General features: G+C 54.1%; 26 protein-coding genes. 13 read left to right on the forward strand and 13 right to left on the reverse strand.

Annotated features, from left to right (window positions below):
- Positions 1 to 14: 14 nt before the first annotated feature.
- The 7 genes from pstA to ABXG94_RS04475 form a co-directional block, all read right to left on the reverse strand.
- Positions 15 to 1,367: a phosphate ABC transporter permease PstA gene (gene pstA, locus ABXG94_RS04445; protein ID WP_353532557.1), complete on the reverse strand. Its 1,353-nt coding sequence runs from the start codon at positions 1,365 to 1,367 to the stop codon at positions 15 to 17.
- Positions 1,364 to 2,836, reverse strand: a complete 1,473-nt coding sequence (gene pstC, locus ABXG94_RS04450) for a phosphate ABC transporter permease subunit PstC (protein WP_353532558.1) — start codon at positions 2,834 to 2,836, stop codon at positions 1,364 to 1,366. The genes pstA and pstC overlap by 4 nt, the downstream gene beginning before the upstream one ends.
- An 89-nt stretch (positions 2,837 to 2,925) precedes the next feature.
- On the reverse strand, positions 2,926 to 3,978 hold the full coding sequence (locus ABXG94_RS04455; protein WP_353532559.1) for a substrate-binding domain-containing protein: 1,053 nt from the start codon (positions 3,976 to 3,978) through the stop codon (positions 2,926 to 2,928).
- A gap of 127 nt (positions 3,979 to 4,105) precedes the next feature.
- Positions 4,106 to 5,149 carry a sensor histidine kinase gene (locus ABXG94_RS04460; RefSeq protein ID WP_353532560.1) on the reverse strand — a complete coding sequence of 348 codons (1,044 nt, stop codon included), beginning with the start codon at positions 5,147 to 5,149 and terminating at the stop codon, positions 4,106 to 4,108.
- Positions 5,150 to 5,255: 106 nt separating this feature from the next.
- A complete protein-coding gene (locus ABXG94_RS04465) occupies positions 5,256 to 5,777 on the reverse strand; it encodes a gamma carbonic anhydrase family protein (RefSeq protein ID WP_353532561.1) in 522 nt (173 codons plus the stop codon).
- Complete coding sequence (gene gmk, locus ABXG94_RS04470) at positions 5,774 to 6,415, reverse strand: guanylate kinase (protein ID WP_353532562.1); 642 nt, start codon at positions 6,413 to 6,415, stop codon at positions 5,774 to 5,776. Before gmk ends, ABXG94_RS04465 begins: the two co-directional genes overlap by 4 nt.
- A gap of 3 nt (positions 6,416 to 6,418) precedes the next feature.
- Entirely contained in the window at positions 6,419 to 7,309 is an 891-nt protein-coding gene (locus ABXG94_RS04475) for a YicC/YloC family endoribonuclease (protein WP_353532563.1), read from the reverse strand.
- A 238-nt stretch (positions 7,310 to 7,547) separates the two neighbouring features.
- Here ABXG94_RS04475 and ABXG94_RS04480 point away from each other — a divergent pair, with 238 nt between their 5' ends.
- Positions 7,548 to 8,201 carry a PAS domain-containing protein gene (locus tag ABXG94_RS04480; protein ID WP_353532565.1) on the forward strand — a complete coding sequence of 218 codons (654 nt, stop codon included), beginning with the start codon at positions 7,548 to 7,550 and terminating at the stop codon, positions 8,199 to 8,201.
- A 102-nt stretch (positions 8,202 to 8,303) separates the two neighbouring features.
- On the opposite strand, the gene ABXG94_RS04485 is transcribed toward ABXG94_RS04480, so the two are convergent.
- A complete protein-coding gene (locus ABXG94_RS04485; protein WP_353532566.1) occupies positions 8,304 to 9,674 on the reverse strand; it encodes a class II 3-deoxy-7-phosphoheptulonate synthase in 1,371 nt (456 codons plus the stop codon).
- Between the two features lie 144 nt (positions 9,675 to 9,818).
- Between ABXG94_RS04485 and ABXG94_RS04490 the strand changes: the two genes are divergently transcribed.
- Positions 9,819 to 10,829, forward strand: a complete 1,011-nt coding sequence (locus ABXG94_RS04490; protein ID WP_353532567.1) for a GlxA family transcriptional regulator — start codon at positions 9,819 to 9,821, stop codon at positions 10,827 to 10,829.
- On the opposite strand, the gene ABXG94_RS04495 is transcribed toward ABXG94_RS04490, so the two are convergent.
- Positions 10,826 to 11,923 carry a PQQ-dependent sugar dehydrogenase gene (locus tag ABXG94_RS04495; RefSeq protein ID WP_353532568.1) on the reverse strand — a complete coding sequence of 366 codons (1,098 nt, stop codon included), beginning with the start codon at positions 11,921 to 11,923 and terminating at the stop codon, positions 10,826 to 10,828. The genes ABXG94_RS04490 and ABXG94_RS04495 overlap by 4 nt on opposite strands.
- Positions 11,924 to 12,171: 248 nt before the next feature.
- Between ABXG94_RS04495 and ABXG94_RS04500 the strand changes: the two genes are divergently transcribed.
- Together ABXG94_RS04500 and ABXG94_RS04505 are read left to right on the forward strand one after the other, a co-directional pair.
- Positions 12,172 to 12,300 carry a hypothetical protein gene (locus ABXG94_RS04500; protein ID WP_353532569.1) on the forward strand — a complete coding sequence of 43 codons (129 nt, stop codon included), beginning with the start codon at positions 12,172 to 12,174 and terminating at the stop codon, positions 12,298 to 12,300.
- Positions 12,301 to 12,355: 55 nt separating this feature from the next.
- The gene (locus ABXG94_RS04505) at positions 12,356 to 12,691 is read left to right on the forward strand and encodes a TfoX/Sxy family DNA transformation protein (protein WP_353532570.1); all 336 of its coding nucleotides are present in this window, start codon (positions 12,356 to 12,358) and stop codon (positions 12,689 to 12,691) included.
- 29 nt (positions 12,692 to 12,720) lie between these two features.
- Here ABXG94_RS04505 and rpiB read toward each other — a convergent pair whose 3' ends face one another.
- Positions 12,721 to 13,170, reverse strand: a complete 450-nt coding sequence (rpiB, locus tag ABXG94_RS04510) for a ribose 5-phosphate isomerase B (protein ID WP_353532571.1) — start codon at positions 13,168 to 13,170, stop codon at positions 12,721 to 12,723.
- 83 nt (positions 13,171 to 13,253) lie between these two features.
- Positions 13,254 to 13,676 carry a nucleoside-diphosphate kinase gene (ndk, locus tag ABXG94_RS04515; protein ID WP_353308060.1) on the reverse strand — a complete coding sequence of 141 codons (423 nt, stop codon included), beginning with the start codon at positions 13,674 to 13,676 and terminating at the stop codon, positions 13,254 to 13,256.
- 138 nt (positions 13,677 to 13,814) lie between these two features.
- Here ndk and ABXG94_RS04520 point away from each other — a divergent pair, with 138 nt between their 5' ends.
- Genes ABXG94_RS04520 through ABXG94_RS04530 form a run of 3 tightly spaced genes read left to right on the forward strand, consistent with a single transcriptional unit; the run spans position 13,815 to position 16,926 of the window.
- Positions 13,815 to 15,665, forward strand: coding sequence for an ABC-F family ATP-binding cassette domain-containing protein (locus ABXG94_RS04520; protein ID WP_353532573.1), 1,851 nt, complete (start codon positions 13,815 to 13,817; stop codon positions 15,663 to 15,665).
- A 16-nt stretch (positions 15,666 to 15,681) separates the two neighbouring features.
- Positions 15,682 to 16,305, forward strand: coding sequence for a MarC family protein (locus ABXG94_RS04525; protein ID WP_353532574.1), 624 nt, complete (start codon positions 15,682 to 15,684; stop codon positions 16,303 to 16,305).
- A 39-nt stretch (positions 16,306 to 16,344) separates the two neighbouring features.
- Positions 16,345 to 16,926 (forward strand): retropepsin-like aspartic protease family protein, encoded by a 582-nt coding sequence (locus tag ABXG94_RS04530; RefSeq protein ID WP_353532575.1) that lies wholly within the window; start codon positions 16,345 to 16,347, stop codon positions 16,924 to 16,926.
- Between the two features lie 12 nt (positions 16,927 to 16,938).
- Here ABXG94_RS04530 and ABXG94_RS04535 read toward each other — a convergent pair whose 3' ends face one another.
- Both ABXG94_RS04535 and ABXG94_RS04540 read right to left on the reverse strand, forming a co-directional pair.
- Positions 16,939 to 17,403 carry a DNA polymerase III subunit chi gene (locus tag ABXG94_RS04535; protein WP_353532576.1) on the reverse strand — a complete coding sequence of 155 codons (465 nt, stop codon included), beginning with the start codon at positions 17,401 to 17,403 and terminating at the stop codon, positions 16,939 to 16,941.
- A 3-nt stretch (positions 17,404 to 17,406) separates the two neighbouring features.
- Positions 17,407 to 18,870 carry a leucyl aminopeptidase gene (locus ABXG94_RS04540; RefSeq protein WP_353532578.1) on the reverse strand — a complete coding sequence of 488 codons (1,464 nt, stop codon included), beginning with the start codon at positions 18,868 to 18,870 and terminating at the stop codon, positions 17,407 to 17,409.
- A 127-nt stretch (positions 18,871 to 18,997) separates the two neighbouring features.
- Between ABXG94_RS04540 and lptF the strand changes: the two genes are divergently transcribed.
- The 6 genes from lptF to rsmA are packed head-to-tail and all read left to right on the forward strand — an operon-like array spanning position 18,998 to position 26,473.
- On the forward strand, positions 18,998 to 20,116 hold the full coding sequence (lptF, locus tag ABXG94_RS04545) for an LPS export ABC transporter permease LptF (RefSeq protein WP_353532579.1): 1,119 nt from the start codon (positions 18,998 to 19,000) through the stop codon (positions 20,114 to 20,116).
- Positions 20,113 to 21,210, forward strand: a complete 1,098-nt coding sequence (gene lptG / locus ABXG94_RS04550) for an LPS export ABC transporter permease LptG (RefSeq protein ID WP_353532580.1) — start codon at positions 20,113 to 20,115, stop codon at positions 21,208 to 21,210. Before lptF ends, lptG begins: the two co-directional genes overlap by 4 nt.
- Positions 21,207 to 23,411, forward strand: coding sequence for an LPS-assembly protein LptD (locus ABXG94_RS04555; protein WP_353532582.1), 2,205 nt, complete (start codon positions 21,207 to 21,209; stop codon positions 23,409 to 23,411). The genes lptG and ABXG94_RS04555 overlap by 4 nt, the downstream gene beginning before the upstream one ends.
- A 6-nt stretch (positions 23,412 to 23,417) precedes the next feature.
- Positions 23,418 to 24,635, forward strand: a complete 1,218-nt coding sequence (locus tag ABXG94_RS04560; RefSeq protein WP_353532583.1) for a peptidylprolyl isomerase — start codon at positions 23,418 to 23,420, stop codon at positions 24,633 to 24,635.
- Positions 24,632 to 25,627: a 4-hydroxythreonine-4-phosphate dehydrogenase PdxA gene (gene pdxA / locus ABXG94_RS04565; RefSeq protein WP_353532584.1), complete on the forward strand. Its 996-nt coding sequence runs from the start codon at positions 24,632 to 24,634 to the stop codon at positions 25,625 to 25,627. Before ABXG94_RS04560 ends, pdxA begins: the two co-directional genes overlap by 4 nt.
- Positions 25,628 to 25,630: 3 nt before the next feature.
- Positions 25,631 to 26,473 carry a 16S rRNA (adenine(1518)-N(6)/adenine(1519)-N(6))-dimethyltransferase RsmA gene (gene rsmA, locus ABXG94_RS04570; protein WP_353532585.1) on the forward strand — a complete coding sequence of 281 codons (843 nt, stop codon included), beginning with the start codon at positions 25,631 to 25,633 and terminating at the stop codon, positions 26,471 to 26,473.

Genomic DNA, 26,473 nt, shown 5'->3' on the forward strand with positions numbered 1-26,473 from the left:
TACCTTCTACCAGATTACCAGCGGCGTTCGAAGCGGCGGCGCAGGATGACTGCGATTGTGTTCATTGTGATCAGGAAAACGAGCAGAATGATGATGCCACCCCAAGCCCGTTCATAAAACGCCGGGTCGGCCCGTTTGGCCCATTCATAGATTTGTGCAGGCATTGCTGAGTTTGGCGCAAGAAAGCCTTCGACAATGCCATCGGGTGGGTTTGAGGCAATAAAACCGATCATCCCGATCAGCAGCAACGGCGCGGTTTCGCCAAGCGCCTGAGCCAAGCCGATGATTGTGCCGGTCAAAATGCCCGGCGCCGCCAGTGGCAAGACGTGGTGAAACACCGATTGCATTTTAGAAGCGCCCAAACCCAGGGCCGCATCGCGAATGGATGGTGGCACGGCCTTTAGCGAGGCACGGGTCGAGATAATGATTGTCGGCAGGGTCATCAGTGTGAGCACAAGGCCGCCTACCAAGGGGGCGGATTGTGGCAGATGCATATAGTTGATAAAGACCGCGAGGCCCAAGATACCAAACACAATCGACGGAACCGCGGCGAGGTTTGAGATATTCACCTCGATGATATCTGTGATCCAGTTGGTGGGTGCAAATTCTTCAAGATAGATCGAGGCGGCCACACCGATGGGCAGCGCCAGACCGAGCACAACCAACATCATAAAGAACGACCCAGCCATCGCCACGCCGATGCCGGCGGCTTCGGGGCGTTGATCGGAGGCGTCAGCACCTAGGATGAAGTCGAGATTGAAGCGTTTCTGGATCACGCCGGCTTGCACAAGCTGGTCCACCAGATCCAATTGAGCCACAGATATATTCTTGTCATTGGCGATGCTCTCGCGGCTGACACGGCCTTTTAAATAGCCATCCACACGGCTGTTGGCCAGAAAGGTGAATGTGGCAGTTGTGCCAATGCGATCAAGGTCTTGGATCACATAGTTGCGCAAATCTGCGGCTGCGGATTTCGACAAAAGCGCGGCCATCGCCTTGGATTTCAAGGGTGTCTGGATGCCAAGGTCCTGAACCTTTTTCTCAAAGGCGGTTTTCATCAAGGGCGCGTAGCCAAAGGTCGAGACCTTTTTGACTTTCTCAAGATCTCGGGTGCCTTTTTTGTCGAGTTTGCTCTCTAGCAGCTCGACGTCAAGCGTCACAAAAGTTTGTTGAAAGGCACCGTAGCCATTGCTGACGATCGTGCTGAGCAACACAACCAGCACAAACAAACCGGCGGCAATTGCGGCTATCCCATAGGCTTTGAAACGTGCCTCGGCAGCATTGCGTTTTTTAGTGTGTTGTGACTGCGTGTGAATAGAGGATTTTGGCGCAGGACTTGCGTTTTGGGACATGGAAATATCGCTCATTCGTACTGCTCCCGGTATTTGCGCACAATATAAAGGGCAAGAACATTCAAGCCCAAGGTCAAAACAAACAGTGACAGGCCAAGGGCAAAAGCCACCAGCGTTTCGGGGCTAGAAAAATCGCCATCCCCGGTGAGTTGGCTGACGATGCGGGTGGTAATTGTGGTCAGCGCATCCAGCGGGTTGACCGAAAGCCGGGCAATCGCCCCTGCCCCCAAAACCACAATCATGGTTTCGCCAATCGCGCGCGAGGCGGCCAACAGAATGGCCCCAACAATGCCGGGCAATGCGGCGGGCAACACCACTTGTTTGATGGTTTCTGACTTTGTGGCCCCAAGCCCATAAGAACCGTCGCGCATGGATTGCGGCACTGAATTGATGATGTCATCAGACAGCGAGCTGACAAAGGGGATCAACATGATGCCCATGACAATGCCCGCCGTCGCAACAGCGCGGGCGTCTCCCATCCAATTGACCCCCAAAAACCCGCCGTCGCCAAAGATCTTAAGCAAAAACGGGCCAAAGGTAACCAAGGCAAATAAGCCGTACACAATGGTTGGAATACCAGCCAGAATTTCCAGCAGGGGTTTGGCAAAGCTGCGCACCGGGCGCGAGGCGTATTCAGACAGATAGATCGCGGCAAACAATCCCACCGGCACAGCTACCAACAAGGCGATGATCGAAATATAGATCGTACCCCACAAAAGCGGCAGGATTGCGAGTTCAGAGTCGCCTCGAAAATTGGGGGCCCAGACCGTGCCAAAGAAAAAGTCTCGCCAGGAATGTAGCCCAAAGAAGTTTTTGGTTTCAAACACCATCGACAAGACAATCCCGACGGTTGTCAGAATGGCGATCGACGCAGATGCGATCAGCAGCATTAAAATGGCGCGTTCCACCACATTGCGGGCTCGATAGTCTTTGACACAATTGTTGAACGCATAGGCAAAGCCTGCAAGAGCAATGGACAAAACAGCGATGGTCATCGCCAAGCCCCCAACCGCAGATTTTGTGCGATAGGCTTGGGCCGCTGTCAGGATCTCTGGGCGGATATCGGCGCCCAATGCCACGCCCACCTTGCCAAGTTCGGTGCGCAAATCATTGGTTTCTGCACTGAAATCGCGGGCTTGATCTGTGGTTAACACACCCTGTTGTACCGCCAAATCAAGCCCTTGGGCCACACGCCGCACGTCCGACATGACAAGTCCAAGGGTCGAACCTTGGGAAATTGCGGTATCAGGCAATGTTGCAGAGATGGTTTTGTCAACAAACATCGGCTGAGCCATGGCCCAGACAGCCAACAGCAGAAAAGATGGCACCAGCACTGAAATTGCAACGTTGAAGCCGTAGTAGTTGGGCAGAGAATGTAAATTGCGGCTGTCACCCTGCGCAGAACGCAGTGCGCGCATGCGACCGGCAAAAAAGCCAGTCGTGGCCAAGGCCATCACAATCAACACGAGCCATAGGATTGGCATGATATCTCCGCTTATTTGAGGGGGTTGGGATGTACATTCAGAAAGAGTCTAAGGGCAGTTGAGTGATGCCCTTAGAGGTAGATCAAGGCTTACATGTGGCCGCCAAGAACCTGTTCGTCGGCAACCATGGACTGGGTGGTTTCCAGCTCTGGATCTGCAACCAGACCGTATTCTGCCAACGGACCGTCAGAGCCAGCGATTTCTTCGGCAACAAAGAACTCAGCATATTCTTTCAGGCCTGGGATCACACCGATATGGGCTTTTTTGACGTAGAAGAACAACGGACGAGACACAGGGTATTCGCCAGTTGCGATGGATTCTGTTGACGGGACGATGCCGGACATAGTCGCCACTTGCAGTTTGTCTGTGTTGTTCTCAAAGAAGGCCAGACCAAAGACACCGATGCCGTCTTTGTTGGAGTCAATGGACGCCAGAGTTTCTGTATAGTCGCCATCGATATCAACAGAAACGCCATCTGTGCGCAAAGAGATACAGGCCTTTTCCGCAGCTTTGTGTTTGGCTTTGTCTGTGTCACCTGCGGCATCTGCCAGAAGAACATCAAATGCACCCGTTGCTTCGCAACCCGCCAAAATCACTTTGTCTTCAAACACTTCACGTGTGCCGTGTTTGGTGCCTGGAACATATGCTGCCAGAGCTTGCGCCGGGAACGCTGGGTTTACGTCTGCCCAGGTTTTGTTTGGGTTTTCGACTAGCTTGCCGTCAACCAGCACTTTGTCAGACAGGGCCAAGAACCAGTCGGTTGGTGTGAATTCAAAACCGTTGCCGTCGATGTCAGAGGCAAACACGATGCCGTCATAGCCAATGCGCACTTCGATGATGTCAGTCACGCCATTTTCAGCACAGGCTTTGATCTCTTTGTCTTTGATGGCCCGCGAGGCATTTGCCACGTCAATGGTGTTTTCACCCACACCTTCACAAAAGCGTTTCAGGCCAGCCGAAGAGCCACCTGATTCCACAACCGGTGTTGGGAAGTCAAAGTTCTCGCCAAAGGCTTCGGCGACGATAGAGGCGTAAGGCAATACAGTGGAGGACCCTGCGACTTGCACTTGATCACGTGCTGTGGCCGAAGTTGCGGCAACAGCGGCTATGGTCAAAACGGATGCGGTCAGCTTAACGGTCATTTCTTAACTCCTGAGTTTATCGAACCGCCTAAAATGCGGTGTCGATGCCGAAGTATTGGCTTTGAGCTAAGCTTTTGTGACACGCATGTAACAGCTTTATGACAAGCCGCCGGGTCGCGTCATTTTTCTAATTTTTTGGCAATAATGCGGTGAATGTGCTGCCCTGCCCCAGAACGCTGGCGATTTTTAACCGACCACGGTGGCGATTCACGATGTGTTTGACAATTGCCAGCCCCAAACCTGTGCCGCCAACTTCGCGCGACCGATGGGAATCGATGCGATAGAATCGCTCTGTCAGTCTTGGAATGTGAATGGCCTCTATGCCCGGCCCGCTGTCTTGCACCCGAACACGCACGGCAGCGCGCCGCAACGTCGCGTCCCAGTCAAATTCTTCCAGCGTCACGGTGACCTGCGCGGTCTCGCCACCATACTTCTGCGCGTTTTCAATCAGGTTGGTGAAAACCTGTGTCAATTGATCCTGATCGCCAAGTATTTTGACCGGCGCGTCCGGGGCGGCAAATTTGATCTGATGCAGGCGGTCTTTGGCAACCTCGCTTAGGTTGCGGATAACGGATCTTAGCAGGTCCCTGATATCGACCGCATCCGTTGGACGCATGCGCGCGTCTTCTTCAACACGGCTTAGGGAAAGCAAGTCTCCAACCAATCGGTTCATGCGTTTGGCTTCGGACGCCATAATGCCCAAAAACCGCGCGCGCGCCTCTGCGTCGTTTTTGGCGGGGCCTTGCAGTGTTTCGATAAAGCCCAACAGCGCGGTCAACGGAGTCTTAAGTTCATGGCTGACATTGGCCACAAAGTCTCTGCGGATTTCACCGGCTTGCTGAACCTGCGTGATATCCTGAAAACACACCAATATCCCCTTGACCTCTGGCTGGGTGGCCTCTGGCAGCGTGATATAGCTGCAGGTCAGTTCATAGCGGGTTTCTTGCTGGCCTTCGGTGTGCAGATACGTGGCACGTTGGGTTTCTTTTGTGCTTAGACATTGCTCGACCGCCGCACCAAAGGCCGGCTGACGAAACATCAGAATGTAGGACCGTTGTTCGACCAGTCCGGGCTTTAGCGTCAGCGCAAGGTTGTTTGCCCCAAGCACGCGTTTGTCTTGGCCGATAAATACGCAGGGTAATGGGATGGCGCTAAGGTAGGAAGCGAGCATGATGTGCCTGTCACTGAAACCGCGAAACATTGGGCGCAGGTTTGCGAATGTCGCCCCAAATGTAAAGTCGCCCTTTCAGAGATGTGTGTAACAGTATGAAACGACGTTATATTTTTGTCAGACCATCGCGAAATCGGCGCATGTTGTTTTGATAGCCTATGGCGCTTTTGGTCAGGCCTTGTATGGCCGCATCATCCAGTTGACGCACAATCTTGCCCGGCGTACCCATCACCAAAGACCCGTCTGGGATTTCTTTACCTTCGGTGATCAAGGCACCAGCCCCGATCAGGCAGTTCTTGCCAATTTTCGCGCCGTTCAAGACGGTTGCGCCCATGCCAATCAGGGAATTATCGCCAATGGTGCAGCCGTGCAGCATGGCTTTGTGGCCAATCGTGCAATTTTTACCGATTCTAAGGGGATAACCCATATCAGTGTGAATGACGGTGTTCTCTTGCACGTTAGAGCCTTGGCCGACACGGATTTCCTCATTGTCACCGCGCAGTGTAGAGCCAAACCAAACAGAGGCACCGGGTTCTAAAACAACGTTGCCAATCAGGTTGGCATCTGGCGCAACCCAGGTGTCTTCGGCGATTTGCGGCTTTACACCGTTTAGGGCAAATTGGGTCATTGGCTGTCCATAAACTCTTGTTGCAGGTGGCGCACGTGGTCCACCAAATGAGGTTGCTGGATACGGCGTAAACGCGTGGCGGTCACAATATCTTTTAGATCCTGTTCGGTTTGATCAAGGTCGTCGTTGATCAACACGTGGTCATAGCTGCCCCAGTGGCTGATCTCGTCCCAGCTTTTCTGCATGCGCTTTGAGATAACTTCGGCACTGTCTTGCCCACGGGTTTCCAGACGGCGGCGCAGTTCTTTGATCGAGGGCGGTAGAATGAAGATCGACAAGGTGTGCTGGCCCAGCACTGAATTGCGGATTTGTTGCGCCCCCTGCCAGTCGATATCAAACAAAACGTCGCGGCCCGCATCAATGGCCTGTTGCACTGGGCCACGCGGAGAGCCGTAAAAATTGCCGAAAACATGGGCGTGCTCCAGCATGCCTTCCGAGGCGACGTCACGTTTGAAATCATCCTCGGACATAAAGTGATAATCTGCACCATCGACCTCGCCCGGGCGTGGGCTGCGCGTGGTCGCCGAAACGGAAAAATCTATCGATGGGTCCCATTGGCGCAGGCGTTTGGACAATGTAGATTTCCCGGCCCCCGAGGGAGAGGACAAAATGATTAAGAGGCCACGACGGTTTTGCATAGCTTATTCCACGTTCTGAACTTGTTCGCGCATCTGGTCTATCACGGCTTTCAGGTCTAGCCCAACACGTGTCAGATCAACGTTCTGGGCCTTAGAGCACAGAGTATTAGCTTCGCGGTTAAATTCCTGCATTAAAAAATCCAGTTTGCGACCAACTGGGCTGCCTTTTGCCACGAGTTCTGTGGCCGCCGCAACATGCGCCATAAGGCGATCCAGTTCCTCGGTCACATCGCTTTTAACGGCCAGAACCGCCAGTTCCTGAGCGAGGCGGGATTCATCCATCGCGTCGACATTCTCTAGAACTTTCGCAAGATTGTTTTTCAAATTCGTCGCGACTTCAGCTTTGCGTTGTTCCGCCACGGCTTGGGCCGCATTTGTTAACGTTTCGATCTCTGTGATCTGGCCGCTCAGTACATTTTCAAGAGCCTGTCCTTCGCTGGCTCGCATCTCGTTGAAGGCGGCAATCAAAGCAGGCAATCCCGCCACCAATGCGGCGCGCAGCCCATCTGTGTTGCTTTCGGCGCTTGCCGTATCCATGACACCGCGCAGTGCCAAAATCTCTGCGGCATTGCTGGGCGACAAGGATATGCCGCGATCCATGGCGTCGGTTTCGATATCTGCCAAAGCTTTCAGCACCGTATCCAACGCAGTTTTGTTGAGCGCTAATGCTGAATTTTCCTCAGTTTTATATACTCTTAGACTAAGAGTGACCGCCCCGCGTGCGGCGGCTTTTGCAAGCCCTGTGCGCAGCAAAGGTTCTAAACCTTCGATCCAATCGGGCACCCGCATCCGCAAATCCAATCCTTTGGAGTTCACGCTGCGCAGATCCCATGTCCAGGTATAGCCATCGGCCTGGCCCTTGGCCGAGGCAAAGCCAGTCATTGAATTCAACATGGGGCATTTCTCCTGACAGATCGGCTTTGGTGACCCAATGGAAGTCGCACAAAAGCGCCACGTTGGTAAACCAGAAATCGCGCAACGTTAACCAAACCTTCGGGTTTGTTACCAAATTTCAGTTAAATCTGTCATATTATCCCCATCGCAAAGCCCAGATAAACACGGTTAGAACCGCGTTGCACAGACGCAGAATGCGCTTGGCTTTACCCCTTTGCCGACGGGACCGGACTGCACAATGACACAGTATTTTGATCATGACCAACCAAGCCGCGCTTCACGTTTCCCAGCACTTGCAGAGGTCGAGACCTATTGGGAAGGTCTGCGCGGTAGAGCCGAAGTGCCAAAACGCGCCCAAATTGATCCGCGCGGCATTCAAACAGCACTGCCCTACGCCTTTATTTTGGAAAAAGTCACCCCTCGTATTGCCCGTTTTCGGCTTGCTGGTTCAAAGATATGCCAGGCCTTTGGCGCCGAGGCGCGTGGCATGCCGGCGACTTGCCTAATCACACCAGACCGCCGTGATTTTTTTGAGAACACGCTACAAGATGTCTTTGCTATGCCCGCACGCGCCAGGTTGAATTTCACTTGGGGCCATGCCTCTGATCATCAGATCGATGCCCAGATGCTGATTTTGCCGCTGCATGACGATATCGGCCGCGTCACCCGTGCCCTAGGATGTCTGCAATTTGCGCCCGCCAAATCGGTCTTGGCTCGGCACTTGTATCCAAATGGCAGTTTGGTCAAACCCGTCGGGGCTTTTGGCCACCTAGATCCCGGTTCTGTGCGCAACCACAGTTTGGTGCTCGTGGCCTCTAACGACGCAAAACCGACACCCTCGGGTCACCGCAAATCATTGGCCAAAACCCAAAACCACTTGCATCTGGTTTAACCTTTCGCTTTGGGCACTTTGCCGCGCGGTGAATTCTTTAGGTTCTCAAAACGAAAAAAGCGCACCCATTGGATGCGCTTTACTCTTTATGCTCTAAGCGCCTTACCCGGCTTTAGAGGCCTTTTGCGTTGCGCGCAAAGCAGACAGCTCTTCGGCGACCAAGAATGCAAGTTCCAAAGACTGGCTTGCGTTCAAGCGTGGGTCACAGGCTGTGTGATAACGGTCTGACAGGTCTTCTTCGGTCACTTCACGCACCCCACCGGTGCATTCAGTCACGTCTTGCCCGGTCATCTCGAAATGCACGCCACCAGGGATGGTGCCCTCGGCTTTGTGGATAGCAAAGAATTCCTGAACTTCACGCAGCACGCTTTCAAATGGACGGGTTTTATAGCCTGTCGCGGATTTGATAGTGTTGCCATGCATCGCGTCACAGGTCCAAAGCACCTTCGCGCCTTCTTCCTGCACGGTTTTGATCAAGCGAGGCAGGTTATCCCCGACCTTGCCGGCACCAAACCGCGCAATTAGGGTCAGACGCCCCTCTTCGTTTTCTGGGTTCAGCTTCTCCATCAGAACCTTCAGGTCTTCGGCTGTGGTTGTTGGACCACATTTCAGACCAATCGGGTTTTGTACACCGCGCAGGAATTCAACATGCGCGCCGTCTGGCTGACGGGTGCGATCGCCGATCCACAACATATGACCAGAGCCAGCCAGCCAGTTGCCGGATGTAGAATCAAGACGGGTCAACGCCTCTTCATACTCCAACAGCAGGCTTTCGTGGCTGGTGTAGAAATCAACCGTATGCAGCGCATGAGACAGATTGCTGTTCACACCAGCCGCCGACATGAAATCCAACGCATCGCTGATGCTATTGGCCATTTCGCGGTATTTCGCGGCTTTTTCGCCTTCGGTAAAGCCAAGCGTCCAAGCATGTACGCTGTTGACGTCCGCATAACCCCCCGTGCTGAACGCACGCAGCAGGTTTAGCGTTGCAGCCGCTTGTGTATAGGCTTGCAGCATCTTTTTGGGATCAGGAATGCGCGCGCCAGATGTGAAATCAAGCTCGTTGATGATGTCGCCGCGATAGCTTGGCAATTCCACGCCATTCACGGTTTCTGATGGCGCCGAGCGTGGTTTGGCAAATTGGCCGGCCATACGGCCCACTTTGACCACAGGCACCTTGGCCCCGTAGGTCAATACCATTGCCATCTGCAACATCACTTTGAACGTGTCACGAATGCCATCTGCATTAAATTGCGCAAAAGATTCCGCACAATCGCCACCCTGCAACAAAAAGGCCTCGCCGCGAGACGCAGCTCCGAGTTTTGCTTTCAAGCTGCGCGCTTCGCCAGCAAAGACCAAGGGCGGATAGCTTGCGAGCTGGGCTTCTACTGCCTTCAGCGCGGTCTCGTCCGTATAGTCAGGCATCTGAACCCTTGGCTTAGTGCGCCAGTCAGATTTTTGCCATTCTGCCATTGTCTTTACTCCGGTTGTCAAATCTAGGCCCGTCAAAGAAAAAGTACGGACCTGACCCGTATGCCAAATATCGTTCTTGACGGAAACCCCGCAAATGGCTCAAGTGATTTGATCGAAAATCGCCTATCGCACCAAAGGTACTGAATGAAATCGCCACAGCCCAATGCCCCAACATTTCACAAGACAGACCCAGAGCCGGCCCGCCGGTTTGTATTTGTTTTAATGAATGAATTCACAATGTTGAGCTTTTCCTCTGCCGTCGAGTGCCTGCGGTTGGCCAATCGAATGGCAGGCAAAGACCTTTATGATTGGTCTTTGGTTTCCGAGGGTGCATCGTCTGTAACCTGTTCGGCGGGCACGTCTTTTGCGGTCCAAGGTGATTTGGGTGATATCAAGCGTGACGAGACAATCATGCTTTGCGGTGGCGTGAATGTGCAAAAAGCAACGACTCAGAAGTTGCTTGGTTGGCTGCGGCGCGAATCGCGCAAGGGCGTGCTGATCGGTGGGCTGTGCACGGCGGCCTATACTTTGGCCAAGGCCGGATTGCTGGAGGGGCGCCGCGTGACCATCCACTGGGAAAATCACGATGGGTTTGTCGAAGAGTTTGCAGATGACGACATCGAGCTGACCAAATCGGTCTTTGTGGTCGACCGCAATCGCATGACCACAGCGGGCGGCATGGCGTCGATTGATTTGATGTTAAAACTGATTGCGGATGACTATGGCGAAGATCTGGCCAACTCTGTCGCAGATCAGTTGATTTATTCTTCGATCCGCACCGACCAAGATGCCCAGCGTCTTTCAGTGCCAACCCGCATTGGCGTGCGTCACCCCAAGCTGAGCCAAGTGATTCAGATGATGGAGAAAAACATCGAAGAACCCGTCAGCCCCTCTGATCTGGCGCAGATGGTTGGCATGTCAACACGACAGCTCGAACGGCTATTTCGGCGGTATCTGGACCGCTCTCCAAAGCGGTATTATATGGAATTGCGGCTGCAAAAAGCGCGAAATTTGCTGATGCAGACCGATATGAGCGTGATCAATGTGGCCTTGGCCTGTGGTTTTTCCTCACCCAGCCATTTTTCAAAGTGCTACCGCTCGCATTACGAAGTCACGCCCTATCGCGAACGCGGCAGCCGCGGATCCGCATCCTAGCGGCTGATGCGAAAGATGGTGCCACGGTCTTCGGAAATGAACCAAATGCTGCCATCCGCAGCTTGCCGAATGTCGCGCACGCGTTTCGTAGAGCTGTGTTTAAGCGCAAGATTTTCCTTTAGCTTTGTGCCGGAAAGTCCTGAAATGTAATCAAATTTCAGGCTGCCGACAAATATCCACCCCCGCCATTCAGGAAACATTTCGCCGGAATAGGCCATTAAGCCAGAGGGTGCGATTGATGGGTCCCAGTAATAATCGGGTTGGCGCATGCCGGTTTTTTCTGTGCCTTCACCGATTTTTCCACCGCTATAATGTCGCCCATAGGCAATCACCGGCCAGCCATAATTTGCGCCAGGTTTGATCAAATTGACCTCGTCGCCTCCGCGCGCGCCGTGTTCAACGGCCCAAAGATTTCCGGCGCTGTCAAAGCCCATGCCCTGCGGATTGCGATGGCCATAGCTCCAGATCTCAGGCGCGGCATTGTTGCGATGAACAAAGGGATTGTCCGACGGCACCGCGCCGGTTTTACCAATGCGGAGGATGCTGCCATTGTGTCGGGTAAGATCTTGCGCCGAAGGCCTGTCACCGCGTTCACCGATGGTCACATATAGCGCGCCATCCGGACCTTCGGCCAGACGCGAACCAAAATGACGCCCTCCGCGAGAGCCTGGCGTCATCTCAAATATCGTTGCGACATCGCGCAGCTGATGGTTTTTTTCATCAAAAATAGCGCGGGCCACGGCGGTGCCCGACCCTGAGCCTTGCGCGGTCACAAAGGTTAGGAAAATATGCTGTGATGTCGCGAAATCCCTCGGCACTAAGACATCCAGCAAACCACCCTGGCCTTCAGCCACAACCATTGGGGTGCCGCTGATGCGCCGCTTGGTTCCCATTGGATCCACATGCCACAGACGCCCACGCCTTTCGGTCACCAAAAACCCGCCATCCGGTAAAAACGACAAGGCCCAAGGTGTCTTGAACCCCTTTGCCATGGCCGTAATCTGAACCGTCCCAATGGGTGTCTGCACCGCTTCGGCGCGCAGGCCCACAGGGCTGAATACACAGAAAAGTAAAGCAATAATGAAGGGGCGCATGCGCTTTGGCCGATACCTTAAACAGATTGGAGTTTCTGTCGGGTATCAAAGCGCAATGCCACGCATACGGCAACAATTTATACCATGTGCGGCACATTGTTGCCCAAGTCCGGCGCTAACCTATCCATTAGGATTGGTAGGCTATTCGCGTGCCACCTTGAGCAAAGGGTATGGGTCCAACAGGCTGAAACAACGGACTTTTCCCAAGATGTCTGGCACAGATCAGACGATTTAAGAAAGGAGCTGTTATGCCGATTTCAATGAACCAAGATCCAAAGCAATCTGCGGGGTCCACGCGCCCTCTGCCCCCCGTTAAGCAAAAACCCGAAGCCCCCGAGACCAAAAAGCCGGTGTTTTCCGACTGGGCCGCGATTTAAGTCATTTGGGATAACTGCGCGGGTGACACCGCCTTGGAAGATGCTATTTTGTGGCATGACCACCGCTGTATCTTCGATCAAAAACCTTGGGCCAGCCTATGAAGAGGCCTGTACCAAAGCCGGCATTCATTCGGCGGAAGCTTTGCGTGAGCTGGGGCCAGACGAGGCCTATGGCCGCCTGCTTGCCACTGGCACCAAACCGCATTTCATTGGCTATTATGTGCTTGTGATGGCCCTGCAGGGTCGTCCGTGGAACGACTGCAAAGGCAAAGAAAAAGACGCGCTGCGCGTTCGGTTTGACGCGATCAAAGCCGCGAGATCAGACAGAGGTCTTAATGAACTTGAACGCATTCTCAATCAAATTGGCGTTCTGGACCCCAAGGCCGGCTGACGCCGAACGCCAGCCCGACGCCGATTGTTTTAGTTTGCGATGGCTTCCATCAGATCAACACGCGTGCCGTGGCGGCCGCCTTCAAAATCTGATTTCAAAAAGGCATCAACGATCTCGATTGCCAGATCCGGGCCCGTTACCCGAGCACCAATCGACAGCATATTTGCGTTGTTATGCGCGCGGATCATTTTGGCAGAGAACGTCTCGGAACAAACGCCACAGCGAATGCCCTTCACCTTGTTGGCTGACATCATGATGCCCTGCCCTGTGCCGCACAGAATAATGCCCAGATCACAGTCGCCTGATGCAACTTTGCGCGCCGCGGCTTCGCCGTGCTTTGGGTAATGCGTGCTTTCCGGCGTCGTTGGTCCGATATCCACCGCCTCAAAGCCCAGAGTTTCAATATGTTTGGCGATGGTCTGGCGCAGCTCGATCGCCGCGTGGTCGCTAGAGAGAACGATACGTTTCGCTTTGGTCATTGGCTTGGGCTTTCTGCTTATCAAAGAAAAGGCCGCTTCGATTGCTCGAAACGGCCACTATTCAAATCCGACGGGACGGTGGCTTAGCCGACCAGTTCCAGACCAGAGAAGAAGTAAGCGATTTCAACAGCGGCTGTTTCAGGCGCGTCGGAACCGTGAACGGAGTTTTCGCCAACGGATTCAGCGAACTCGGCGCGGATTGTGCCCGGAGCAGCGTCTGCTGGGTTGGTTGCGCCCATAACTTCGCGGTTTTTCGCGATTGCGCCTTCGCCTTCCAGAACCTGAGCAACAATTGGCTCGGATGCCATGAATTCACACAGTTCGTCATAGAAAGGACGCTCGGCGTGCACAGCATAGAAAACGCCAGCTTGCGCTTTGGTCAGGTGGATGCGTTTTTGCGCCACAACGCGCAGGCCTGCTTCTTCGAATTTCGCGTTGATCGCGCCAGTCAAGTTACGGCGTGTTGCGTCAGGTTTGATGATAGAGAAAGTGCGTTCCAGAGCCATGATAAATCCTCAGGGTTCAAAGTTTAATTTGGCCGCGCACTAGCACGACCACAAAGTTTTGCAAAGCCCTAAGACCCCTGCGTCGAATTATGCGAATGAGATTGACAAGAATGCCAGTCTGATAGACTGCTCGCAGCCATGTTAAAGATTTCTGATATCTCATATAACGTCGAAGGCCGCCCGCTGTTTGAAGGGGCCACCGCGACTATCCCGACAGGTCACAAAGTGGGCCTGATTGGCCGCAATGGTGCTGGCAAAACAACGCTGTTTCGGTTGATCCGTGGCGAATTGGTGCTCGAGGGCGGCTCTATCACCCTGCCAGATCGCGCCAAAATCGGCGGCGTGGCGCAGGAAGTGCCCAGCAACGAAGTGTCACTGATTGATACCGTGCTGGCGTCTGATACCGAACGAACCGAACTGTTGGCAGAGGCGGAAACCGCCACAGATCCAGGCCGGATTGCCGATATCCAAACCCGTCTAAGTGACATCAATGCCTGGAGCGCCGAAGCCCGCGCCGGGTCGATTCTTAAGGGTCTGGGGTTTGATCACGAAGACCAGCTGAAACCCTGCTCTGCCTATTCCGGCGGTTGGCGCATGCGCGTGGCCCTGGCCGCTGTGCTATTTTCGCAGCCTGACTATCTGCTGTTGGACGAGCCAACCAACTATTTGGATTTGGAAGGTGCTTTGTGGCTTGAGGCCTATCTGGTCAAATACCCGCATACGGTCTTGATCATCTCGCATGACCGCGAATTGTTGAACCGGTCGGTAAATGCCATCCTGCATTTGGATGAACGCCGTCTGACCTATTACACCGGGCCTTATGATCAATTTGCCAGGCAGCGCGCAGCGCAACGGGCCGTGCAAGCTGCCGCCGCCAAGAAACAAGACGCACATCGCGCGCATTTGCAAAGCTTTGTGGATCGTTTCAAAGCCAAGGCCAGCAAGGCCAAACAGGCGCAAAGCCGGGTGAAAATGCTGGAAAAGATGACCCCCATCACGGCGCCAGAAGATGCGGCGCGCGTGGTCTTTACCTTTCCAACGCCCGAAGAACTCTCGCCGCCCATCATCGCCACCGAAGGCGTGTCTGTGGGCTATGGCGAGTCGATTGTTCTGAAAGATCTGGATCTGCGCATCGACCAAGATGATCGCATCGCCTTGTTGGGTAAAAATGGACAGGGCAAATCCACTTTGGCCAAATTGCTTTCGGGCCGCTTGGAAAAGAAAGTTGGCAAGTTCACCGTTTCTAGCAAATTGCGCATCGGCTTTTTTGCCCAGCATCAGGTGGATGAGCTTTACATAGATGAAACCCCCATTCAGCATTTGATGCGCCTTCGCAGCCACGAAGGCCAAGCCCGTATTCGGGCGCGTTTGGCTGGATTTGGCCTGGGCGCTGCGCAGGCAGAAACCGAAGTGGGCCGATTGTCGGGTGGCCAAAAAGCCCGGTTGTCGTTGCTTTTGGCCACTTTGGACGCGCCGCATCTGCTGATTTTGGACGAACCGACCAACCACCTTGATATTGAAAGCCGCGAGGCTTTGGTCGAGGCGCTGACCGCCTATCAAGGGGCGGTGATTTTGGTCAGCCACGATATGCATTTGCTGTCGCTGGTCGCTGACCGGCTTTGGCTGGTCAAAGATGGCGCGGTCAAACCCTATGAGGATGACCTACCCAGCTATCGCAAATTGTTGCTGACCGCAGATAAACCTGCAGGCAAAGCCAAACCAAAGGCACCCGCCCCCAAACGTCCATCACGCGACAAAATCGCAGCCCTCAAGGGGGATGTGCGCAAATGCGAGGAACGCATCGCAAAGCTGAGCGAAATGAGCGACAAGCTGGCCAAGAAACTTGCAGACCCTGCCCTTTACGAAGCAGAAAAAGCAGGTGAAATGGTGGTATGGCAAAAGAAATACAGCGAAGTGATGGACGCACAGGACCGCGCAGAATCTCTTTGGATGAGCGCGCTTGAAAAGCTTGAAAACGCACAGCAATAGGTTTTAGGGTTTGGCTATGGATACGGCATTTTTGATCACGTCCTTTGCGACGCTTTTTGTGATTATTGACCCGATTGGCTTGTTGCCAATGTTCATCGCCTTTACGCCGGGGGCCAGCCAAAAACAGCGTCGCAGCATTGCCATCCGTGCCTGTATTGTGGCGTTTCTGATCTTGTCGATGTTTGCCTTTTTTGGCGAAGCCGTGCTGGGATTCATCGGTATTTCCATGCCAGCTTTTCGGATTGCAGGCGGGGCTTTGTTGTTTTTGACCGCTTTGGACATGCTGTTTGATCGGCGCTCTAAGCGGCGCGAAGACCAGAGCGACAAACAAGTTGATCAAGTGGACGATCCCTCGGTTTTCCCACTGGCCATCCCCTTGATTGCCGGTCCCGGGTCCATAGCCACGGTGATTTTGCTCTCTAGCCACACGCCGGGCGTACAGGGAACCGTTTTGATCCTTGGGGTTGCGCTGGTGGTCCTATTTGCGGTCATGCTGTTTTTTATGGCCGGCAGCCTGCTGGAGCGCGCATTGGGCCCCATCGGTATCAATGTTGTCACCCGTCTTTTGGGCATGTTGCTTGCCGCACTTTCGGTCCAATTCATTCTGGACGGCCTAAAAGCCTTTGGCTTTGCCTCGTAAATTTCGGCTTTCCACCTTATCTAAATATAAGGAGGATCTATGGACCAGATTGAAACGCCCCACCTTATATATCTGATATTGTTGGCGATTGCCGTCGTGGCTTGGTTTGTGTCTGACGTACGGCAAACCTTTCGTAAAACCGTGCAGCAGGCCTTGGCTTGGGTGTTGATCTTTTTGGGTGTTATCGCTGCGGTTGGCATGTGGGAGGATATCCGTTCGGCCGCCATTCCAACTCAGACCGTGTTTGCTGATCAGGGCCGCATAGAAATCCCGGTGTCCGTAGACGGGCATTATTACCTGACCGCCGAAGTGAATGGCGTAGATGTGCGATTTGTGGTGGATACCGGGGCAAGCAATTTGGTTTTGTCCAAAAACGCCGCGCAGTCTGTGGGTATTGATGTGGCTGCTCTGAAATATTTTGGCAAAGCGATGACCGCCAATGGCGAGGTGCGCACCGCCTCTGTGAAACTGGATGAGGTGGCGGTTGGTGCCTATCGTGACCGCAACATATCGGCGCGCATCACCCAAGGTGACTTGGATATTTCGCTGTTAGGGATGAGCTATTTGCAACGCTACGAGCAGATCACCATCACACGTGGAAAGTTGATTCTAACACGTTAAAAAATCTCCGTATCAGGCTGATTTTTCGGCTTTTTTCTCCCAGTTACCGCTTTCTTCAGACCAATATTGCGCCGCACATCCGGCCTCTGTCAGGGCTTTCCATTGCAGACGCGCATGGGCCACCGCGCTGTCGTCATAGCCGTCAAACAAGATACACACCCGTTCAGCGGCCTGAACCGTTTCTGCAGAAACCTGCGCACCATCGATGCTCATGATACATTGCGCCGCATTGGGCAGCGCGTCGTCTAACGTCAGCAGGATTGGTTGCAGCGCGTCATGTTCGCCCCCCGCCACCCCATGGGGCAAGAACCCATCTGGTTGCCCCTGCCAAAGTCGCTGATCCAGCCAATCAAGGCGCGCCGCATCCTGTGCTTTGACCGCAATATTCCACCCAGCCCCACGCGCCTTTTGCAACAAAAGTGGCAGGGTTGATTCCAGCGGACTCTGCGTCAAATGGTAAAAGAATGCGGCACCCATGGCTTATTCGTCCTCAAACCGGTTTTGTACCAGTCGATTCAACGCCATCACGCCCCAGCCAGTGGCCCCTTTGGGTGCATAGGTTGTGTCGGTTTTTACATGCGCCACCCCCGCAATATCCAGATGGATCCAAGGCATATCGTCTTTCACAAACCGATGCAGGAACTCCGCTGCTGTGATCGAACCAGCCGGACGCCCACCCACGTTTTTCACATCCGCAATCCGCGATTTAAGCTGATCTGCATAGGCTTTGCCCAAAGGCATGCGCCAGGCCCCTTCGTTTTCTTGACCTGCGGCCTTAAGAAAGGCACTGCACAGACCGTCATCATTGGAGAAAACCCCAGCATTTTCATGCCCCAACCCAATGATCACTGCGCCGGTCAGGGTGGCGAGGTCAATCATCGCAGCCGGTTCGAACCGTTCTTGAGCGTAATGCATCACGTCACACAGCACCAAACGGCCCTCGGCATCCGTGTTGATCACTTCGATGGTGTCACCTTTCATCGAGGTCACCACATCGCCGGGACGTGTTGCATTGCCGGACGGCATATTTTCCACCAGCCCCACAAGTCCAACAACATTGGCCTTGGCTTTGCGCAATGCCAGCGCGCGCATGGTGCCCGCGACAACACCAGCCCCGCCCATATCCATGGTCATATCTTCCATGCCGGCTGCGGGTTTCAACGAGATGCCACCGGTGTCAAACACCACGCCCTTGCCCACGAGCGCCAGGTTTGGGCTGTCGTCTTGCCCACCCATCCATTTCATAACCACTACTTTTGACGGGCTGTCACTGCCCTGCCCGACACTCAGCAATGCGCCCATGCCCAGCTCGGCCAGTTTGTCTTCTTCCAGGACTTCGACCTGCAAACCCAGATCACTCATCGCAACAAGTCGATCGGCAAAATTAGTGGTCGTCAGCACATTGGCTGGCTCGTTCACCAGATCTCGGGTGAAAAACGCACCTTCGGCCACGGCCAACAGAGGGTGCGCCTGTTCCGCAATCTCGTCTGCGCGCGTATGCATCACGGTGACAGATCGCGCATCTTCGGACGCGTTGTCTGTTTTGTGGTCGTCAAATCCGTAATCACGCAATGCCAGACCCAGCACGATCTGAGCTGCTTTGTTGTGATTAGCTGCGCAGATCAACAATGGCTTGTCGCCGCGCGCTTTGGCCAAAGCCACGCCAGCAGCGCGAGCGTCGTCAATGCTGCAATTGCGCTCTAGGCAAATCACATCGACCGCTTCAGCCGCCATGCCCACTGGATAGGCAAGAACACGCGCATCTTTGGGTTTTAGACCGGCATCCTTTAGCCGCGCCAAAGCGCCTTTTGTGAGCCGGTTCACACGCCGGGCAGATGGGTCCATCTTACCTTCGGTGGTCACAAAGACTGCAACACGCCCCTCAAAAGCGGCAATTTCATCAATATTGGTTTCTTGAAATGTGAATTGGACAGGTGTGACCAAGGTTCTGCTCCCTAACTATTGCACTGACTCCTACCCAATCCCCTAGATCTTGACCAGATAGCAGTTTTCCCCGACCCGCATTTGCATTAATGTGGCGCAAAGATCCATTTGCCTGGGGGGGCAAGAAGTGAACAGATTCGACCGCTATATGCTGTCGCAACTTATGATGCTGTTTAGCTTCTTTGCGCTGGTGCTGGTTTCTGTCTATTGGGTCAACCGGGCCGTGGTGCTGTTTGACCGGCTGATCGCCGACGGACAATCGATCTTTGTCTTCGTCGAATTCACCGTGCTTAGCCTGCCTGCGGTGATCAAATTGATCATGCCGATCGCTGGTTTTGCCGCCGCAACCTATGTGACAAACCGGCTGTCCAGCGAAAGCGAACTGACCGTGATGCAAGCCACCGGTTTCAGCCCTTGGCGTCTGGCGAGGCCAGTTTTGAATTTCGGCATTATCGTCGGTATCATGATGGCAGCGCTGTCGCTGTATCTGGTGCCTGCCAGCCTTTCACAGCTTGATATCCGCGAACGCGAAATTGCTGAAAACGCCACGGCGCGTCTATTGACCGAAGGCACGTTTTTGCACCCGTCAGAAAACGTCACATTCTATATTCGCGACATCAGCACTGACGGAGTTTTACATGACGTGTTCTTGTCCGATCGCAGCAACGCCGCGCAATCGATCACTTATACCGCAGACGAGGCTTATCTGATCAATGACGAGTTTGGACCCAAGTTAATCATGGTCGATGGTTTGGCGCAGGTGCAAAATCGCGATGATGGCAGGCTGTTTACCACCAATTTTGCCGACTTTTCTTATGATATTAGCGCATTTTTGCGTCAAAGCAGCAATCAAAAGCGTGCATTGCGCCGCATCCCATCTCTCGAGCTTATCCAAGAGCCTGCCCGCGTGGCGCGCAGTCTTGAGCTGAGCAAGGGGTGGATCGCCGCTGAATTACACGGGCGGGTGGCGCAAATACTAATGTGTGTTGTTGCGGCTTTGATCGGGTTTTCCACATTGCTGTTGGGCGGGTTCAGTCGGTTTGGTGTCTGGCAACAAATCGTCTTGGCCTTTATCATTCTTGTGGTGCTTGAGGCGATGAAAAACGGTGTTAGTGCGCCGGTACGTAACAATGCGGATGTCTGGATCTTAATGTATGCGCCTGCCGCCCTGGGGTTTGGCATTGCGCTGCTGATGCTTGCCAGCCAAGCCTATCCGATTTCACTGCGGCGTAGGGTGAAATCATGACGCTTTATTTCTACTTTGCCCGCAAATTCATCTGGTTCTTTTTTGGCCTGACGGGCGTGTTTCTCATTTTGCTGCTGCTGTTTGATCTGGTCGAGCAACTGCGCAAATTTGATACGTCCACTATTGGTTTTATCGGCATTTTGCGCCTGATGCTGTTGCATATCCCCAAAGAGCTTTACCAGATCATGCCGTTGATCATGATCTTATCTTCGTTGGCGCTGTTCCTTAGTCTGGCGCGCAGCAGCGAATTGGTCGTGGCACGCGCCAGCGGACGCTCGGCGCTGACATCGCTTTTGTCGCCGGTATTTGTTGCGCTGATGATTGGCATATTTGGGGTGACAACGCTTAATCCAATCGTGGCATCGACCACAAAACGCTATGACGAGTTGGTGGCGTTTTACCATCAGGACGGCAGCAGTATTCTATCGATTGGCCGGGATGGCATTTGGTTGCGGCAGGGCAGCGCGGATGGCCAGACCGTTATCTATGCCAATAGCGCCAACCACGACGCCACCGAGCTGCAGGCTGTGACATTCATGGCCTATGCCCCGGATGGCGGCCCCCTGCGCCGCATCGAGGCGGAAAGCGCGACACTCACAGCCCAAAGCTGGTCCTTGACCGGGGCCAAGATCTGGCCGTTGGAACGTGGCCAAAATGCCGAAGCCCTGTCAACGACCCATGAAACCTATGATCTTGCGACCACGCTGACCCGCGATCAGATTCGCGACAGTTTTGGCAAGCCCCGCGCTGTTTCGGTCTGGGATCTGCCACAGCTGATCGTGCAATTGGAAAATGCCGGATTTTCTGCGCGACGTCACACCATGTGGCTGCACATGGAACTGGCACAGCCATTGTTCCTGATCGCCATGGTTCTCGTGTCAGCTGCCTTCACCATGCGCCACACCCGCTTTGGCCGCACTGGTGTTGCCGCATTGGCCGCCACCATGTCAGGGTTTGGACTTTACTATATACGAAATTTCGCTCAGATTTTGGGCGAGAACGGACAAATACCAATCGAACTCGCCGCATGGGCTCCGCCGATCGCCAGCGTTTTATTGGCGATGGGTCTGCTTTTGCACATGGAAGACGGATGATGCGCTGCAAACAACTCTTGGTGTCTTTGTCCCTGGCTGGCCTTTTGATGGCGACGCCGCCCGAAAGTCATGCCCAGCAACAGCCCAAATCCCAGCAGGCGCAACAAAACCTGATCTTGATCGCGGACTCGGTGTTTCTGCGGGGAGGCCACTTGTTGACAGCCCGTGGCAATATCGAAGCCCTGCGCGGTGACACCCGTTTGACAGCCACAGCGCTTATCTATGACAGCCAAACGGATTTGATCACCATCGAAGGGCCGATTAAGATTACCGAAGGCACAACAACAGAGGTTTTTGCCAGCTTTGCGGAACTGGATACAGATCTGCAAAACGGTCTGTTACAAAGCGCGCGGGTGGTTTTACACCAACAAGTAGAGCTGACGGCGCGTCAGATGCGCCGCACGCAAGGGCGCTATTCGACACTTGAATATGCCACTGCAACCTCTTGTAAAACCTGCAAAGATGGTCGTCCGCCCCTTTGGCAAATCCGCGCCAAACGGGTGCGCCATGATCAGCTTGAAAAGCAGCTGTATTTTGATCAGGCGCAATTTCGCATCTTTGACGTGCCGGTGCTCTATTTGCCGCGCTTGCGCCTGCCTGATCCGTCACTTGAACGTTCGACAGGCTTTCTTATTCCCGAGATCAGAACCCAGTCGCGTTTGGGCACCGGGGTCAAAATCCCGTATTTCATTCGATTGGGGGACCATCGCGATTTGACGGTAACCCCCTATCTGTCCGCCAAAACCAACACCCTTGAGCTGCGTTACCGGCAGGCCTTTCGCACAGGCGAAATTCAGTTTGAAGGCGCGATTTCCGACGACGACACCAGCGCGCTGGATTTAAGAGCTTATGGGTTTGCGACCGGTGAATTTGATTTGCAGCGCGACTACACGCTTAGTTTTGACCTGAAAGCGACCAGCGATAACGGCTATTTGCTGGAATATGACTATTCGGATCTGGATCGGCTTACCAGCGAAGTGGCCATTCACCGCACCAACCGTATTGAAAATGTCCGCACCTCGTTTTTACATTTCAATTCGCTGCGTGCCTCGGAAAACAACCGCACTTTACCAGCCCTTGTGCTTTCTGTTCGCAAGGAAAAGCGATTTTTTCCCGGATCTTTCGGCGGCGAAGGTCTTTGGCAATTAGAAGCCCACAGCCACTACCGCCGTTCAAATGACGACACCGACACCGATGCAGACGGGGTTGTTGATGGACGTGATGTGTCGCGCGTGAACGCCGAACTCGGGTGGCGCAACACCTGGATGCAGTCAAACGGGCTGGAATTTGGTCTGCAAACCAACCTTGCTTTAGACGCGATTACAACTCGTCAGGACGCCACTCTTGCCCACAGCAGCTATACGCAACTGACCCCGTCCGCAGCCGCGCATCTGCGCTTTCCGATGATGCGCACAACCGACGCGCAAGTGACCCATATTCTGGAACCGGTTGCGCAAGTCGGCTGGCATGGTGGAAGCGCGCGTTTTGGAACGCCCGATCTGATCGCAAACGATGAGAGTACACGGGTTGAATTTGATGAAGGCAATTTGTTGGCGTTGTCCAGGTTTCCTTCTGATGATCGCCGTGAACGCGGTTTGGTGGGCGCATGGGGTGTGAATTGGACGCGTCTGGGTCCCAATTGGCAGGCTCACATGACCGTCGGCCAAGTGATCCATGAAACGCCTCACAGCGATTTCACATCCAGTTCGGGTCTCAGCGGCACCCTATCGGACCTGCTGGTGGCCGGGCAGATAAAAATGGAAAATGGTCTGACATTCACCGGGCGCACTTTGTTGGATGATTCTGATGGCATCAACAAAGCCGAAGCCCGAGGCAGTTGGAACAACGACAAACTCGCGCTCAACGCCTCCTATATTTGGCTTGATCAAGATCCAGCGGAAAACCGGGCCGCAAATCTCTCTGAGTGGAACTTGGACAGCAGCTATCGCTTTGGACGTCATTGGACCGGTCTGGCCAATTGGCGGTACGATATTGCCAGCAAATCATCCGCAGAGGCAGGATTGGGAATTGAATACCAAAATGAGTGCCTGAACGCGCGGTTTTCGGTCTCGCGTCGCTTTACATCTTCTACTAGTGTACAACCATCAACAGACCTTAGCTTTATTGTGCGGATCCTTGGTTTTTCTACCAATGCAAGCGATCAAAGCTATGCAAGAACATGCAGTCAGACGGCAGGATAAACGACCATGACGCTGAAGACCTTTCTGAGTGGTGCAATCACCGCAGGTATTTTACTGGCAAGTGCTTCAAGCCTAAGTGCCCAAAGCCTTTTTTCACCAGCCGCAACCGTCAACAACAAGGTTGTGACTTGGTACGAAGTTGATCAGCGGGCCAAGTTCTATAAGGCCATTCGCCGCTTTGGGGATTTGCAAAAAATTGCTCGCAACGAACTGATCGAGGAACGCCTTAAAAGCAGCGCCGCCGAAAGTCTTGGCATCGAAGTCACCCCTGAAGGTTTGCGGGCTGGTCTGGAAGAATTCGCAAAACGCGCGAACCTGACACCAGAACAATTCATCAAAGCAGCCGCCCAAGAAGGCGTTGACGCAGAAACCTTTCAGGAATTTGTCCGCAATGGTCTGTTGTGGCGCGAAGTTGTCGCTGCGCGTTTCCGGGGGCGCATCCAAATTTCAGACGCAGAAATTGACGCGGCCCTTGGCAGTGCAGGCCAAGCGGGTCTGCGGGTTTTGCTGTCAGAAGTGATCATTCCGGTAACGCCTGAAACCGAAGCGCAAGTTCTGGACGTGGCCAACCAAATCAGTGAGGTCAAATCCTATGCGGCTTTTGCGCAGGCTGCGGCGCAGTTTTCCGCAGCGCGTACCAAAGAAAACGGAGGACGTCTGGATTGGCTGCCGCTTAATCGCCTGCCCGGCCCAATTCAGGCCGTTGTACTAGAGCTCAAACCAGGTGAAGTCACGCCGCCCCTAGAGCTTGAGCGCGCCGTTGCGGTCTTTCAAATGCGCGATGTACAGGAACTGCCCACACCTGCTGTGCAATATGCAGCGATCGAATATGGTGTGTTCAAAATTCCGGGTGGAAATTCACCCGAAGCCCATGCCGCAGCCCTTGCCTATCAGGCAGATCTCGACACCTGTGATGATCTTTATGGCGCAAATTTTGGCGGACCCGAAGAGGCCTTGCAAATAGACTCCAGACTGCCCTCAGAAATCCCACGCGATATCGCGCTGGAACTGGCCAAACTGGACCGGCATGAAATCTCGACCAATCTCACAAGCGCAGATGGCCAACATCTTTTGTTGATCATGATGTGTGGGCGCACCGCCGCCGTGAACGAAGAAGCGTCGCGCGAAAATGTTCTCAATGCGCTGCGCAATCGTCGTTTGGCGTCTTATGCGGATGGCTATTTGGAACAATTGCGCGCCGAAGCGGTCATTGAAATCAAATGAACCACGCTCCTATTGCGTTGACCTGTGGAGAGCCCGCAGGTGTTGGTTTGGAATTGGCGGAACAAGCCTGGTCGGAACTGCGCGATACTTGCGCATTTTTTCTGCTGGGTGATCCTGCGCATTTGCCTGGCACCGTGCCCTTTAAAGAGATCAACACCCCAGACCAGGCCCTCACTGTTTGTCGCGAGGCCTTGCCGGTGTTGCCGCAGTCCTTTGACGGCAAAGCACAACCGGGCAAGCCGGACGCGCGCAACGCCAAAGCTGTGGTGGACGTCATCGCAAAAGCCGTGGATTTTTGCGCCAGCGGTCAAGCCTCGGCGATCTGCACAGCCCCCATTCACAAAAAAGCGCTTAAGGACGGCACAGATTTTCCTTGGCCCGGCCACACCGAATATCTGGCCCATCTGGCAAAACGTGAAAACGTGGTCATGATGCTTGCCTCTGACGCCCTGCGGGTGGTGCCCACCACCATCCATATTGCGCTCAAAGACGTGCCCGCGGCGCTGACGCCCGACCTACTGGAACAAACCATCCGCATCACCCAAGCAGATTTACAGCACTCTTTTGGGCTGGAAAATCCGCGACTAGCGGTGGCAGGTCTTAATCCACACGCTGGCGAAGGTGGGGAAATGGGCTGGGAAGATGCGCGTATCATTGCCCCCGTCCTTGAAAAGCTGCGACAAGAAGGCATGCGTATTTCTGGGCCACATTCTGCGGACACCATGTTTCATGCCAAGGCCCGCCAGACCTATGATGCGGCAATCTGCATGTACCACGATCAGGCCTTGATCCCGATCAAGACGCTGGATTTTGACCGGGGTGTGAATGTCACCCTTGGCCTGCCGTTCATCCGCACGTCGCCAGATCATGGCACCGCCTTTGACATTGCTGGCACGGGCACCGCCAATCCAAGCAGCTTGATCGAAGCCCTGCGTCTGGCACAGAAAATGGCCGAGGCGCGACGTGCCAAAGCCTCCCAAATCGGAAATTAGCCCATGGCCACCATCGACAATTTGCCATCTTTGCGGGATGTGATCGAAAGCCACGGCTTGTCTGCCCGCAAATCCCTGGGGCAAAACTTTTTGCTCGACCTGAACCTGACCGCTAAAATCGCCCGTCAAGCCGGCGATCTTTCTGGCTCAGATGTGCTTGAAATTGGCCCCGGTCCTGGCGGCTTGACCCGTGGTTTGCTGGCCGAAGGTGCCCGACGTGTTCTGGCGATCGAAAAAGATCCGCGCTGCATGCCGGCGCTCGAAGAAATTTCCGCAGCCTATCCGGGCAAATTGCAGGTGATCAACGGGGATGCGCTTGAAGTGGACCCGCTGGCGCATTTGACCCCACCAATCCGCGTGGCGGCCAATTTGCCCTATAACGTTGGCACTGAATTGCTGGTGCGTTGGTTGACGCCGAAAGAATGGCCGCCGTTTTGGCAAAGCCTGACTTTGATGTTCCAGCGCGAAGTTGCCAATCGTATTGTCGCGGAACCCGGCAGTAAAGCCTATGGGCGCCTGGCGCTTTTGGCCCAGTGGCGCGCCGACGCCCGCATTGTGATCACCCTGCCCCCTGAAACCTTTACGCCGCCGCCTAAAGTCAACAGCGCTGTGGTGCATTTGACCGCTTTGGAAACCCCACGGTTTGAAGCAGACGCGGCGACCCTTAACCGGGTTGTGGCCACAGCCTTTAATCAGCGGCGCAAGATGCTGCGCTCTTCACTTAAAAGCATTTCTCCAGACATCGAAGACGTCTTGAACGCGGCAGGCATTGCGCCAACCGAACGCGCTGAGCGGGTGTCGCTCGAGGAATTCTGCGCTTTGGCACGACAGGTGGCTAAACTTTAG

It is taken from the genome of Cognatishimia sp. WU-CL00825 (assembly GCF_040364665.1).
Taxonomy (GTDB): Bacteria; Pseudomonadota; Alphaproteobacteria; order Rhodobacterales; family Rhodobacteraceae; genus Cognatishimia.

Bases quoted from the DNA above. Each gene is read 5' to 3' on its own strand.
- pstA (WP_353532557.1), bottom strand. From the start codon at position 1,367: ATGAGCGATATTTCCATGTCCCAAAACGCAAGTCCTGCGCCAAAATCC.
- pstC (WP_353532558.1), bottom strand. From the start codon at position 2,836: ATGCCAATCCTATGGCTCGTGTTGATTGTGATGGCCTTGGCCACGACT.
- ABXG94_RS04455 (WP_353532559.1), bottom strand. From the start codon at position 3,978: ATGACCGTTAAGCTGACCGCATCCGTTTTGACCATAGCCGCTGTTGCC.
- ABXG94_RS04460 (WP_353532560.1), bottom strand. From the start codon at position 5,149: ATGCTCGCTTCCTACCTTAGCGCCATCCCATTACCCTGCGTATTTATC.
- ABXG94_RS04465 (WP_353532561.1), bottom strand. From the start codon at position 5,777: ATGACCCAATTTGCCCTAAACGGTGTAAAGCCGCAAATCGCCGAAGAC.
- gmk (WP_353532562.1), bottom strand. From the start codon at position 6,415: ATGCAAAACCGTCGTGGCCTCTTAATCATTTTGTCCTCTCCCTCGGGG.
- ABXG94_RS04475 (WP_353532563.1), bottom strand. From the start codon at position 7,309: ATGTTGAATTCAATGACTGGCTTTGCCTCGGCCAAGGGCCAGGCCGAT.
- ABXG94_RS04480 (WP_353532565.1), top strand. From the start codon at position 7,548: ATGACACAGTATTTTGATCATGACCAACCAAGCCGCGCTTCACGTTTC.
- ABXG94_RS04485 (WP_353532566.1), bottom strand. From the start codon at position 9,674: ATGGCAGAATGGCAAAAATCTGACTGGCGCACTAAGCCAAGGGTTCAG.
- ABXG94_RS04490 (WP_353532567.1), top strand. From the start codon at position 9,819: ATGAAATCGCCACAGCCCAATGCCCCAACATTTCACAAGACAGACCCA.
- ABXG94_RS04495 (WP_353532568.1), bottom strand. From the start codon at position 11,923: ATGCGCCCCTTCATTATTGCTTTACTTTTCTGTGTATTCAGCCCTGTG.
- ABXG94_RS04500 (WP_353532569.1), top strand. From the start codon at position 12,172: ATGCCGATTTCAATGAACCAAGATCCAAAGCAATCTGCGGGGTCCACG.
- ABXG94_RS04505 (WP_353532570.1), top strand. From the start codon at position 12,356: ATGACCACCGCTGTATCTTCGATCAAAAACCTTGGGCCAGCCTATGAA.
- rpiB (WP_353532571.1), bottom strand. From the start codon at position 13,170: ATGACCAAAGCGAAACGTATCGTTCTCTCTAGCGACCACGCGGCGATC.
- ndk (WP_353308060.1), bottom strand. From the start codon at position 13,676: ATGGCTCTGGAACGCACTTTCTCTATCATCAAACCTGACGCAACACGC.
- ABXG94_RS04520 (WP_353532573.1), top strand. From the start codon at position 13,815: ATGTTAAAGATTTCTGATATCTCATATAACGTCGAAGGCCGCCCGCTG.
- ABXG94_RS04525 (WP_353532574.1), top strand. From the start codon at position 15,682: ATGGATACGGCATTTTTGATCACGTCCTTTGCGACGCTTTTTGTGATT.
- ABXG94_RS04530 (WP_353532575.1), top strand. From the start codon at position 16,345: ATGGACCAGATTGAAACGCCCCACCTTATATATCTGATATTGTTGGCG.
- ABXG94_RS04535 (WP_353532576.1), bottom strand. From the start codon at position 17,403: ATGGGTGCCGCATTCTTTTACCATTTGACGCAGAGTCCGCTGGAATCA.
- lptG (WP_353532580.1), top strand. From the start codon at position 20,113: ATGACGCTTTATTTCTACTTTGCCCGCAAATTCATCTGGTTCTTTTTT.
- ABXG94_RS04555 (WP_353532582.1), top strand. From the start codon at position 21,207: ATGATGCGCTGCAAACAACTCTTGGTGTCTTTGTCCCTGGCTGGCCTT.
- ABXG94_RS04560 (WP_353532583.1), top strand. From the start codon at position 23,418: ATGACGCTGAAGACCTTTCTGAGTGGTGCAATCACCGCAGGTATTTTA.
- pdxA (WP_353532584.1), top strand. From the start codon at position 24,632: ATGAACCACGCTCCTATTGCGTTGACCTGTGGAGAGCCCGCAGGTGTT.
- rsmA (WP_353532585.1), top strand. From the start codon at position 25,631: ATGGCCACCATCGACAATTTGCCATCTTTGCGGGATGTGATCGAAAGC.